This is a genomic window from Streptococcus huangxiaojuni (assembly GCF_040930515.1).
Classification (GTDB): domain Bacteria; phylum Bacillota; class Bacilli; order Lactobacillales; family Streptococcaceae; genus Streptococcus; species Streptococcus huangxiaojuni.
Map to the genome: position 1 here is coordinate 64,258 of NZ_JBFQEG010000009.1, position 12,218 is coordinate 76,475.

At 41.7% G+C, this 12,218-nt stretch carries 10 protein-coding genes, 6 tRNA genes and 1 rRNA gene; 4 read left to right on the forward strand and 13 right to left on the reverse strand.

The window, feature by feature from the left end; all coding sequences use genetic code 11:
• Positions 1-34: 34 nt before the first annotated feature.
• Genes AB3329_RS06635 through AB3329_RS06645 form a run of 3 tightly spaced genes read right to left on the reverse strand, consistent with a single transcriptional unit; the run spans position 35 to position 3,347 of the window.
• The gene (locus AB3329_RS06635; RefSeq protein WP_368395009.1) at positions 35-1,231 is read right to left on the reverse strand and encodes an MFS transporter; all 1,197 of its coding nucleotides are present in this window, start codon (positions 1,229-1,231) and stop codon (positions 35-37) included.
• Between the two features lie 35 nt (positions 1,232-1,266).
• Positions 1,267-2,139 (reverse strand): shikimate dehydrogenase, encoded by an 873-nt coding sequence (locus tag AB3329_RS06640; protein ID WP_368395011.1) that lies wholly within the window; start codon positions 2,137-2,139, stop codon positions 1,267-1,269.
• Positions 2,140-2,198: 59 nt separating this feature from the next.
• Positions 2,199-3,347 carry an MFS transporter gene (locus tag AB3329_RS06645; protein WP_368395013.1) on the reverse strand — a complete coding sequence of 383 codons (1,149 nt, stop codon included), beginning with the start codon at positions 3,345-3,347 and terminating at the stop codon, positions 2,199-2,201.
• A 198-nt stretch (positions 3,348-3,545) separates the two neighbouring features.
• On the opposite strand from AB3329_RS06645, the gene AB3329_RS06650 reads away from it, so the two are divergent.
• Positions 3,546-4,433, forward strand: a complete 888-nt coding sequence (locus AB3329_RS06650) for a LysR family transcriptional regulator (protein ID WP_368395014.1) — start codon at positions 3,546-3,548, stop codon at positions 4,431-4,433.
• Positions 4,434-4,468: 35 nt separating this feature from the next.
• Here AB3329_RS06650 and AB3329_RS06655 read toward each other — a convergent pair whose 3' ends face one another.
• The 3 genes from AB3329_RS06655 to rlmD form a co-directional block, all read right to left on the reverse strand.
• Positions 4,469-4,591: a hypothetical protein gene (locus tag AB3329_RS06655; protein WP_368395015.1), complete on the reverse strand. Its 123-nt coding sequence runs from the start codon at positions 4,589-4,591 to the stop codon at positions 4,469-4,471.
• Positions 4,592-4,815: 224 nt separating this feature from the next.
• Positions 4,816-7,734 (reverse strand): FAD-dependent oxidoreductase, encoded by a 2,919-nt coding sequence (locus tag AB3329_RS06660; protein WP_368395016.1) that lies wholly within the window; start codon positions 7,732-7,734, stop codon positions 4,816-4,818.
• A gap of 333 nt (positions 7,735-8,067) precedes the next feature.
• Entirely contained in the window at positions 8,068-9,420 is a 1,353-nt protein-coding gene (rlmD, locus tag AB3329_RS06665; RefSeq protein ID WP_368395017.1) for a 23S rRNA (uracil(1939)-C(5))-methyltransferase RlmD, read from the reverse strand.
• A gap of 81 nt (positions 9,421-9,501) precedes the next feature.
• On the opposite strand from rlmD, the gene recX reads away from it, so the two are divergent.
• The 3 genes from recX to AB3329_RS06680 all read left to right on the forward strand — a co-directional run bounded on the left by recX (position 9,502) and on the right by AB3329_RS06680 (position 11,267).
• Positions 9,502-10,278: a recombination regulator RecX gene (gene recX, locus AB3329_RS06670; protein ID WP_368395018.1), complete on the forward strand. Its 777-nt coding sequence runs from the start codon at positions 9,502-9,504 to the stop codon at positions 10,276-10,278.
• Positions 10,279-10,360: 82 nt separating this feature from the next.
• Positions 10,361-10,894, forward strand: a complete 534-nt coding sequence (gene ntdP, locus AB3329_RS06675) for a nucleoside tri-diphosphate phosphatase (protein ID WP_067063529.1) — start codon at positions 10,361-10,363, stop codon at positions 10,892-10,894.
• Positions 10,895-10,955: 61 nt separating this feature from the next.
• A complete protein-coding gene (locus tag AB3329_RS06680) occupies positions 10,956-11,267 on the forward strand; it encodes a DUF960 domain-containing protein (RefSeq protein ID WP_067063532.1) in 312 nt (103 codons plus the stop codon).
• 234 nt (positions 11,268-11,501) lie between these two features.
• Here the strand turns inward: AB3329_RS06680 and AB3329_RS06685 are convergent.
• The 7 genes from AB3329_RS06685 to rrf form a co-directional block, all read right to left on the reverse strand.
• Positions 11,502-11,573 (reverse strand) — tRNA-Gly (locus AB3329_RS06685).
• A gap of 2 nt (positions 11,574-11,575) precedes the next feature.
• Positions 11,576-11,648, reverse strand: a tRNA-Thr gene (locus tag AB3329_RS06690).
• Positions 11,649-11,655: 7 nt separating this feature from the next.
• Positions 11,656-11,738 (reverse strand) — tRNA-Leu (locus tag AB3329_RS06695).
• Between the two features lie 8 nt (positions 11,739-11,746).
• Positions 11,747-11,819, reverse strand: a tRNA-Lys gene (locus AB3329_RS06700).
• Between the two features lie 25 nt (positions 11,820-11,844).
• A tRNA-Asp gene (locus AB3329_RS06705) sits at positions 11,845-11,917 on the reverse strand.
• A gap of 5 nt (positions 11,918-11,922) precedes the next feature.
• A tRNA-Val gene (locus AB3329_RS06710) sits at positions 11,923-11,995 on the reverse strand.
• Positions 11,996-12,092: 97 nt separating this feature from the next.
• Positions 12,093-12,208: ribosomal RNA gene (gene rrf / locus AB3329_RS06715) — 5S ribosomal RNA — on the reverse strand.
• Positions 12,209-12,218: the final 10 nt, after the last annotated feature.

Below are 12,218 nucleotides of genomic sequence, written 5' to 3' on the forward strand. Positions count from 1 at the left end.
AAAAAGGAATGGGAAAGTTCCCACTCCCTTTCCCTTATTTCGAAGCTTTCGTATCAATGGTTTGATAGTAGCGAATAAAGACGATAACGGCAATCACAAAACCGATTACAGCAAAAATAGTATCCATCCACATAACATTTTGGATAGAAATCCGTCCGCCGATAAATGGTACGGCAAAGGATGCAATCGATCCAAAGGTATAGAAAATAGAAGTAATCGTTCCTTTACCTGCTGGGAACATTTCACCCATAACAGTTAAGCCTAGCTGCATAACACCGCCGGCAGCAAAGAAACCGACCAGCACAGAACCAACTACAAGAACTGTAGTTGATGGGAACATCGTCATTGCACCAATCGCAATCATAGACATAAAGGTATAAGGCAGAACCAAGTTAACAGGGCGAATCTTTAAACCAACCAAAGCGGTAAAGGCCACACAGATAAGAGTACCTGTTGAATAGTAAGAAAGTAAAAGTGAAGCTGCATTGTTAGACATACCGGCAGCTTCTTTAGCATAAGCAGAAATGAACTGAGAAATCGTGTAGAAGGTAGCCTGTGAAATGAAACCATAAACGACAAAGGCTGCACCTTCGATAAACATGTTCGGTTTAGCTTTAAAGACTGTCGCCGTTTCTTCCGGAACCGCTTCGTCCGCTGCCTTAGCTGCTTTGGCATCTTCATCTGGGAAAGGAACTTTCCAAATCCAGAAAGCATTTAAAATCAAGACAACCGCAGCAATATAGAATGACAGTTGATACATTCTAAGTGATGATGCCAAAATGATAACCCAAGGCAAAATCCACTGACCGATTTGTACCGCTGCTTTGATCAAAACAGTCGCTGTACCAGCATGCTTAGGGAAAGATTCCATAAGCGCAGGATAAGTTCCTGAATCCAAGAAGGAGTTAGCAATACCTGCAATGACCGTCAGTATCATAGCTACAGTAATATTCGGTGCGTAAATCAAGCCAAGGAAGTACAGAACATAGCTGGCTATTCCTAAGAAAACAAAAGGTTTACGCCCAAACAAGTCAGACAAATAGCCAGAGAAAACAATCGCAATTAACCGGCCGATTCCCAGCATCGAAACAACTGTCATAACACCGGCACTATCTGTACGCCACTGCAAAGCCAAAGCATCCGTGTTTTGTGAGATAATGATAACACCGATCCCATGGATAATATAATTAATATATAGAGCCAAAGCGGTTGGAAAATATTTTTTCTCCATATTGTAAAGTTCCTACTTTCTTTTTTATAAAAATGCTAATCCAGTCCTAAAGCCTGTTTAACATGAGCAATCGGCATATCCTCGCCGGTAATTAAACGAAAGGCTTCTGCTCCCTGATAGAGCATCATACCAAGACCGTTATAAGCTTGCTTCGCCCCATGTTCGCGGGCAAAACGAAGGAGTTTAGTCTCAGCCGGACTGTAAACTACATCAAAGATAACAAGGTCTGGACGTATCAAGTCTGGATCATTAATCAGGCTTTCATCTTGGAGCGGTTTCATACCGACACTTGTCGCATCAATATAAACTGAGCTTTCAGCCAGAGACTGCTTAAAGGCCGCCTGATCAGTAAGCGGGGTTACTGTAGCTAGCGTGTTCGTTTTTTCGTTAATTTTACGCGCATTTTCACGAGCTGTTTCATAATGCTCATCGTCAATATTGAAAATACGAATTTCCTTAGCACCATCAAGAGCTGCCTGAATAGCAATCGCTGTCCCCGCGCCGCCGGCACCTGTGAGTGTTACAATCTGGCCCTTAACTTCAACCCCTTCTTCCCGAAGGGCCCGCATGCAGCCTGTTCCGTCAGTTACATGACCGACCAAGTGGCCTTTTTGATTCACCACAGTATTGACAGCGCCGGCCATTTCTGCAGCCGGCGACAATTCATCCAGCAAGGGAATTATTTTTTGCTTATTAGGCATTGAAACATTTGACCCTTGAATATCAAGAGCACGGATCCCTTTGACAGCATCTTCTAACTGCTCATTGCCGACCTCAAAAGCAAGGTAAGCATAGTCCATTCCTTTTTTTGCAAAAGCTTCATTCCACATTGTTGGAGACAGGCTGTGACGAATCGGAGTCGCAATAAGACTGACAAGGAGCGTATGACCATTTAAGCGTTCTGCCATAATTTTTACCTCTTTATTTTTTATAGTCACCATTCTTTAGGCTGAATGATGAAAGGCCCTTATTTCTTTAAAATCTTAGTATAACGGACTCTAACTATCAAAACAGCCAAGAAGCCGATAAAAGCTAAGACAATATTATAAGCAAAAGTAAGATAAGTCGATTTTTCTGCCATCAGCCCTGTAATATAAGGCGTCAGCATAACCGAAACTGCTGTCGCAAAAGAATAGAAACTTGTCACTATCCCTTTACTGCCAGGGAAAAACTCCAGCAATACAGACAGTCCCAGCTGCCAAATACCGCCGGCTGCAAAAATGCCAACCGCCAAACTCGTCACAATTAGTGACAGATAGGATGGGAAAAGCAGCATATACAGCATCGCCCCGCCTGACAGGAACAGGCACAACAGGATTAAATCAGGAATACTGACCTTCTGTTTGACAATAAAAGACGTAACAAAAACAGAAATCAGGGAAGAAATACTGTAAACACTGACAAACAACAGACTGTCCGCTTCGGAAACACCAAGCATTTCCTGGGCAAAAGCCGGTATCCATAGAACAAAAATATTAAAGAGCGATACAGAGACAAAAGAAAAAATCAACAAAGCCAGACCTTCCAGCTGAATTTTAGCTTTAGGCACTTCATGAGCCACAATAATTTTGTTTAAAATAGCCTGACTGTCCGGATAAGAAAAGCGCAGCAAGAAACAAAAATTAAGGAGAAGCCCCACAGCACAAAACCAAAAAGGCCAGCCGAAATAAATGTCATTATGAAGACTCCAGCGAACAACAAAAGGAAGAATAAACTGTCCAAGTGAAATAAACGCTTTGTTCATAACACTGAGTGCACTATTATCCTGTTCCTTCGGGAAAGCTTCATTAACGACTGGATAAGTCGAAGTGTCCAAAAAGGCATTTCCGACTCCGGCAAATAAGGCTGCAAAAAATGCCTGCAGATAGTGCTTGGTGCAGACTAAACCGGCAAAAAAGAAAATATTGGCCAGCACACCGAGCAGTACCGTATATTTTCTGCCGAAACGATCAGAAAACCAGCCCGAAAAATTTAAAGAAAGAAGCCGCCCCAAACCGATAGCACTGACAACCAAACTGACTTGGCTGATACTGGCAGACCACCTCATCTGGAAAACATGCAGATTCTGTGAAATAATGATAGAAGCAATTCCCTGAAAAAAATAATTGACATACAAACTGGCAATTAAAGGAATATAACTTTTCGTTTTGAAAACACTTTCCTCCTTATAACCACAGTCTCGTGATTTATTTCACTAATAATTATAGCAGAATCACATTTATAAATCCAATGAATTTTTCAAATGAATATGATAAAATATATTTATTGATTTATATAAACCCTTTTGTCTATAATTTTTAAGAAAGCTGCTGCTATGAACATTCAACAACTCGAGTATTTTGCTAATCTGGCTCAAACAGAACATATGACAAAATCTGCCGCCCTCTTAAATACCTCTCAGCCCAGTCTCAGTTACACTATCCACGAGCTGGAAAAAGAGCTGGAAGTCCCGCTGTTTGAAAAGAAAGGCCGCAATATCCAACTGACAAAATATGGCAGGCTTTATTATTCTTACGTTCAGGCTGCGCTTAACCAGCTGCATTTAGGAAATGAGTTTCTGAAAAATACCGTTGACCCCTTTAAGGGGCAAATCGATTTCGGCTTCATTTATACGATGGGGTCGCTGATTGCTCCAAAATTAACCAAAGCCTTTTCACAGCACTATCCTCAAATTACATTCCATTTCAGTCAAAACAACAGTCGGGAACTTCTGGAAGAATTGGACAAAGGCAATATTGATATCGCGCTTGTGTCATCTATTGAAGGCTATCCGAACTTAAATTTTGAAGCTTTTACAGAGGAAGAGTTAGTGGTTATCGTTCCTAAAAAACACCCTTTGGCTCAAAGAAAGACAATTGCGCTTGAAGAACTAGCTCAGGAAAAACTGGTTTACTACAACCAAAATAGCGGGCTCCGCCACTATTTAGACCAGTTATTTGCTCATTTCAAATTAACACTTGATCCAGTTGTTGAAGTTGAAGAAGATCACACGATTTTGGGCTTTGTCGCTCAAAATTACGGTATTGCCGTCATTCCAAATATTCCATCCATCTCCGCCTATCCCGTTAAAAAATTACCAATCGCCACTCAGTTCCAGCCAAGGCGCATTTTTCTGGCAACACGCAAAAAAGGCTTTATTTCCCCAACTGTCGCAGCTTTCAGAGAATTTTGCCTTAAGGAAGCTAAAGGCACAACATCTTAAATTCGAACCCAAAGAAGATCACAGCGGTACAAACACTAACCCTCATCAAGGCTGTTTGTTTCCCACCAAAAGATAAAGGAGAGAGAAACCGACAAACCTGCAAGATCGATTCCCTGCTCTCCAATTTCCGAACTGACAATAAAACCCTGTTGAATCATTTCAATGCCAGTCCCGCACGAGGCTGGGACAAAAGTTCCTGCCTCTTTAACTTTTTTAGATGGATGCGTTTGACGCAGTGGTTGATTGGAAGTTCTTATCCCTTGTCGATCAAGGGGTAGCGACCTCCCTAATCAACTGTCCTACTCTCTGTTTTTGATTATTAATAGGCCATTTTTAAAGAGTTTGGGCATGTCCGCCCAAACTCTTTAAATGACTTTCAGTTTTAATCGTTAGTGCTTTTATAAACACTTTCAGCTGCTAATTTACCTGACGTCAAAGCCCAAGCATTGTTAGCACCAGATGGTGAATCCGTCCCCATCACGCCTCCGACAACTTCGCCAGCCGCATAAAGACCGTCAATCAGGCTGCCTTTACTGTTAACAACCTGTAAATTAGTGTTGACAACCAAACCGCCCATAGTCGTTGCAAAACGCGGTTTTTGTTCCACCAAATAGTAAGGACCCTGCCCAACTGGTTTTTGTAAAAATTGGTGCTGCCTATCAAAGTCTTGATCTTTGCCATCAGCTACAAACTGATTATAGCGGTTAACCGTATTGACCAGACTGTTCTTATCCATACCAGCCAGCTTAGCCAATTCTTCCAGTGAATCAGCATGGAAGAAATATGGTGTTTGACTGCCATTGTTTGCCAGCCACTGTTCAATATCAATCTGTGAAATACCGCCTTCGGCTACTTCTTCTTTAAAGACATCAAAATGTTCCTGATCCATCAAAATATAAAGCATCTTAGGATCCTGTTCCATTAAGACATCCAGAATATCATGGTTGCTGGCACGTTCATTCACAACACGCTGGCCATTAGTATTAACAAGCAAAGCATTTTCACGTAAGACAGCAATATTACCGCCAATTGTTGATTTAGCAACACCGGCTGATACTTCAATCCCGTTTGGATAAATTTTTCCGTATTCCATCATGCGGGTTGCAGCCTCAATACCATGTGCCTGCGCCATCAGCAAACCTTCTCCCATCGAACTGTTGGTCCCGTAAAAGAGAACATCCTGCAGGTCTTCACTCAAAAGGTTTTTATTATGACCATAGCCGCCTGTTGTTAGAATAACAGCTTTTGCAGTAATATTATGCGTTTTTCCGCTTTCTTCAATTGCGGTCAAACCTCTGACGCCGCCTTTGCCATCTGAAAGCAGCTTAGTCGCTTTAGTATTAAGATAAAGTTTCACCGAACTTTCAGCTATTTTTTGACGGACAGCCGCTGCAAAACCATGCCCGCCGTCTTCATAGGCTAATTCACGGTCACGGCTGTACTCTGCCAGAATATGAAGGCCTTCTGTCATATCATACCGGACTCCTACATAATCATGAACCCAGTCAGTTGTCTGACCAACATTATCAGCCAAGAGCGCCAGCAATTCGACAACATTTTTATTATTGCCATTCTTAAGAAAATCAGCTACCATAAGCAAAGCAGAGTCATCATCAACGCCTGCTTGTTTTTGCAGCTTAGAGCCCATAACAACCTGATTGCCGCCTGAAACAGAAATAGCACCGCCAATAAAGCTGAGCTTTTCAAGCATAACAACCGAGAGCCCTTCCTGTTCTGCCCGAAGAGCAGCCGCAATACCTGCAGCCCCGCCTCCGACGACGATGACATCAAAGGTTTCATCAACAACTTCTGTTGAACGTTCTCTCACCGGTTTTGGCCGTGCTTTCAATACATCAACACTCTCTTGGCCTCCAGCAAGTTCTGCAGCTTCAGCGACACCGTCAATAACACCTTGAGAAGTAGCCGAAGCCCCGCTGACAGCGTCAACATTCAAAGTTTGGGCAGCAATAATTTGTTCAGGCAGCGTTTCAATAACAGTATCTGAAAGCCCTTCTGATTCACCTGAGTTGTCAATAGCAATTGCGGTTATTCGTTCATCAGAAAAGCTCACAACCATCGGCAGATCATTATTGTGCCCTCGTGCAATCACTTCATAATCGCCAGCCTTGAAGTGCAGTTTTTTCTTCAGCAGCTCTTGCAGCCTTGCAGCCTTGCGCTTTTCTTCCTCAGCATCTTTAACTAAAGAGAAGGATTTGTCCATAAACTGCCAGAGCGGAATCGGAATGACTAACTCCTGACGCTGATGGATATCAGCAAAGTCCTGAACATGTTCATTGCGGGCTACTTTTTCAACCCAGTTAGGTTCCACCAAAAAGGCTTTCCCTACTGCAACTAAATCATAACCAAGCTCGAGAGCCTGACTGGCATCATCAGGCTGAACGATAGAACCCACTCCCATAACAGGAATAGCAGCTAAGGCTTCTGAACGCTCTGCCAAATACTTTTCAATCAGCAGAGAAGGATCTGATGTGTCCACAATTGAGCCGCGGGTATAAGAGGCCATGGAAAAGTGAATATAGTCCAAACCATATTCAGCAATCTTATTCAAAAAATACATGGTATCATCAAATCGAATACCAGGTTCTTCTAATTCTTCCGGAGAGAAGCGATAGCCCAGAATAAAATCAGAAGCTCCTTCTTCTTTGATGACCGCCTTTACTGCCTTAATGACTTCAACAGCAAAATGAGTCCGTTTACTGCGCGATCCCCCCCAAGCATCTGTCCGCCGGTTCGAATGAGGTGAGAAAAACTGCTGCAAAAGGTAAGTATTTGCCCCATGAAGCTCAATACCGTCAAAACCTGCTTTAATGGCACGCCGGGCGGCATTGGCAAACAATTGAATCATATCCAAAACCTGCTGGTGAGTCATTTCAGTCGGAACCGGTGCATTTGGACGCAAAGCCGCTACAGGACTGGGCGCTATCGGATTAGCTCCGCCGTTCATATCCGGAAAAGCCATACGGCCGGCATGATAAATCTGAACAACAGCCAGAGAGCCCTTGGCCTTAATTGTTTTAGCCAGATGCGAAAGCCCTTCAACTTTATCATCAGTATCAATCCCTAAAGCACCGGAAAAGCCGCGCCCCTTATCTTCAATAAAACAGCTTTCAACAACAATCATCGCCGCATCTCCGGAACGATGTTCATAATAATCTACCAGTTCCTGCGGGACACTGCCGTCAAAATAGGCTGACTCTGTTGTCATCGGTGACATGGCAATACGATTTTTCAGAGTCACACCTGACACAGGCAAGGTAAGTTCTTTGAATAATTGTGACATAAGTGATCCTTTCTTAAAGATAAGACTAGCTTGATTAAAAATGTAAGCCCTTTTTTGTTTTATTATATATTTTTTTAGAAAGTTTGTGAAGTAGAAAACAAAAAATATTTAATTTTTTTAAAAAAAATCATTTATTCATAAAATAAATAAATGATTTTTATCAATTGTTTAAAAGAATTGCACCAAAGATATAACTTCTTCTTAGAACTGCTGTTCCTACTGTCTGAAAAAACAACTGAACCCTTGCACTGTCTCGCTTGCTCCTAACAGCTAAAAAAGCGTATTAATTCTCCTCAGTAAGCTGTACTGGAAAACTCAGCTGTCAAAATTTTTCTATTTTCTGACTAATTTCACCACAGCCTCAGTCCTTGCTGTATGCGGAAACATATCGACCGACTGAATGTACTTCACTTGATAAACAGCAGCCAGCTTCACTAAATCACGAGCTAAGGTTGAAGCATTGCAGGAAACATAAACCATTTTAGAAGGCGGAAAACGTAAAATAGCTGCCAGTAACTTGGAATCCAAACCTGTTCTGGGAGGATCAACAACCAAAGCTGTCGGTCGGTACCCCTTTTTATACCAACGAGGAATAAGTTCTTCAGCCTTACCTACTTCATAATGTGTATTTGTTAATCCCAGACTTGCAGCGTTGGCCTTCGCATCAGCAATCGCTTCAGGGATAATATCCATTCCCCGTACAGACTTCACTTTACCGGCAAAAGCCAGACCAATAGTCCCCACACCGCAGTAAGCATCCAGTAAATCTTCTTCACCAGTGACTGCCATTGCCTTTACCACTTCACTGTATAAAACCTGTGTCTGCTGCGGATTTAATTGATAAAAAGCGCGCGGTGACAGGGAAAAACCGTAATCCAAGACTTCCTCTTCGATAGTGTCCTCCCCCCAGAGAATAACGGTTTTTTCTCCATAAATTTGGCTGGTTTTATCAGCATTGATATTCAGTGCAACTGTCCTTATTTCCGGATATGTTTCAAGCAAATCATGGATTAAGTCAGTAAAATCCAACGACTTGCTGGTAATAAAAATAAGCTGCAGCTGTTTTGTAGCCTGCGACTTGCGTATCATCACTGTACGGATACCAGAAGCGCGGCCTTCATTGTAAATAGGCAGGCGGTATTTTGCCAATAATTCAGTTATGGTGTTCATCACTTGCTGTGTTGTTTTATCCTGAACCAAGCAGTCTTCAATAGCAATGAGACGGTGGCTGTTAGCAGCATACAAGCCTGCTTTGATACTGCCGGAAAAAGAACGTACCTGAAACTGAAGTTTTGCCCGGTAATGTGCTGGTTCAGTCATACCAATTGTTGGTCGAATCTTATAATTTTCATAACCTTCCGGCTTAAATTTTTTTAAGGACTGCCTGATAATATCTTCTTTATAGCTTAACTGCTTATCGTAACGAAGATGCATCAGTTGGCAACCTCCGCAAGCCTCATATACAGAACAGGCTGGCTGAACTCTAAATTTTGATTTTTTATTGATTTTCAGAAGCTTAGCTTCAGCAAAGTTTCTTTTGACATTAGTAATCTGACAAAAGATATTCTCTCCCTGCAGTGCTCCCGGTACGAAAACTAACGTTTTTTTATAAAATCCAATCCCCTCACCATTGATCCCCAAGCGTTTAATCTTTAACGGAATTTTCTGCTTTACTGATAAATTCATAACATAACCTTTTCATCTTTATCCTAGAGAAACAGTACCTATTCTCCTCACTATTTTACCATTTTTGCTATAATAAAAAATATGAAAATAACAAAAATTGAAAAGAAAAAGCATCTCTACTTAGTTGAAATTGACGATAAAAACCACCTCTATGTGACTCAGGACACCATTGCCCGTTACCTGCTCAGCAAAGATAAACAGTTAAGCCAGGAACTCCTAGCAGAAATTAAAGACTTTGCCCGCCTCTCCTCAGCTAAAAATCTAGCACTTTACTATCTCTCTTTTAAACAAAGAAGTGAAACAGAAGTCAGAAACTATTTAAAAAAACACGAACACCAAGATAAAGTGATCGCACAAGTCATTGCTGAACTCAAAGATGCACAGTGGCTTGATGATAGGAAATATGCCGAGGCACTAATCCGTCAAAATATAAATACAGGTGACAAAGGAGCTTATCTGCTTAAGCAAAAATTACTGCAGAAAGGTATAGAAAGCTCTGTTATTGACCAGGAATTATCTCAGGTTGATTTCGGCCCTCTTGTTGATAAAGTCAGTCAGAAACTCTTAAAAAAATATCAAAACAAACTGCCCCAAGGAGCTTTGCAGAACAAAATAATACATTCCTTAACAGCAAAAGGTTTTGGCTATCAAGAAGCTAAAAATGCTTTTGATGCATTAGACATAGAACATGATAATGATATGCAAGAAACACTTATTAATAAAGAAATGGATAAAGCCTATCGAAGATACAGTAAAAAATATGAAGGATACGCTTTGAAGCAGCATATCACACAAAACTTGGCGCGCAAGGGATTCTCCTTGGATACTATAAACAAAGCTCTCCGTAACCTTGATTAGATGCTGTTTTTTTAAAATGATTTTTTTATAAAATTATGATATCCTATATAAGATAAGTTTAATTGTAGAAAGTTGGTAGGGCATGAAGTTACCTAAGGAGGGCGACTTTATTACAATTCAAAGTTATAAGCACGATGGCAGTTTGCACCGGAGCTGGCGTGACACAATGGTACTGAAAACAACTGAGCATGCCATTATAGGAGTCAATGACCATACACTTGTGACCGAAAGTGATGGCAGACGGTGGGTTACCCGAGAACCCGCAATCGTTTATTTTCACAGAAAATTTTGGTTTAATATCATTGCGATGATAAGAGACAGCGGAGTCTCTTATTACTGCAACTTAGCAAGCCCTTATGTTTTAGATGAAGAGGCACTTAAATATATTGATTATGATTTAGATGTCAAAGTTTTTGCTAATGGTGAAAAAAAACTTTTGGATGTTGATGAATACGAATTACATAAACAAAAAATGCATTACCCGGCAGATGTTGACTACATCTTAAAAGAAAATGTGAAAATACTCGTCGCTTGGATCAATAACAGCAAAGGACCTTTCTCACAGTCTTATATTAATATCTGGTACAAACGTTATCTTGAACTGAAGAATCGTTAAATAAGTTGTCTAAACACTCCTTGTACAGGGGTGTTTTATAACATTTTTGAAAGGAAGAAAGATGGCCTTTAATAATACAAAAGAAAGATACGCAAGTTTTGGAGTGGCAACAAGTCTGCCCCACGAAATTATTGATATTTTCTGGGAACTTTTGGATTACTATCTAAAAGATGTCTTTCCGCTGGATAACACTTTAACCTTCCAGTTGGTTAAACATAGTGGAAAACTTTCCTTTGTTTATCAGGATAAAAAAAGACAGCTAGCTATTGTTTTTGACTATGACACCCCTTATGATCCATTTTATCCCGAAACAGTCAATATTGTAGACAACCACGGAATCGAAACTCTTATCCTCCCGCATGAACTCATTTAAATGGTAGAAAGACAGCTGGCACTCACTCTTTGCTATCATCCCACTGCCATTGCTTTTTATAAATCAAAAGAAATCTGGAGCATGTGCACCAGATTTCTTTTTTATTTAATCTAATACGATGCAGTCATGAATCTCACTGCAAACTTTTAATACTATTTTATCGCATCTTTTAAGAAGAAAAAGAAGACTGACTTTCCCCAATCTTCTTTAGCTACTATTCAAATTGACAAAAGAAGCGAACGACGGGATTCGAACCCGCGACCCCCACCTTGGCAAGGTGATGTTCTACCTCTGAACTACGTTCGCTATGCCGGCTACATGACTTGAACACGCGACCCTCTGATTACAAATCAGATGCTCTACCAACTGAGCTAAGCCGGCCCTTTCATGCGGGTGAAGGGACTTGAACCCCCACGCTTCCTAAGCGCCAGATCCTAAATCTGGTGCGTCTGCCAATTCCGCCACACCCGCTGCCTCTATGACCCGTACTGGGCTCGAACCAGTGACCCTCTGATTAAAAGTCAGATGCTCTACCAACTGAGCTAACGAGTCCTTCCCTCTTGTTGAGGTTTTCCAACGGTCCCGACGGGAATTGAACCCGCGATCTTCGCCGTGACAGGGCGACGTGATAACCGCTACACCACGGGACCTCCTATGGGAGTTAACGGGATCGAACCGCTGACCCTCTGCTTGTAAGGCAGATGCTCTCCCAGCTGAGCTAAACTCCCTTGAATGTGAGTTTAGCTCAACCTGGGCCCCTGTCGTGCGCTATTCGCTGCGACAAAGCCGAAACCTGTTCGACTTAGCTGAGCTAAACTCCCTCGAGCTAAGCAACTCCCTTATCTCGCAGGGGGAAACCCCCAACTACTTCCGGCGTGCTAGGGCTTAACGACTGTGGTCGGCATGGGTACAGGTGTATCCCCTAGGCTAGCGTCACTTAACTCTTCTTAT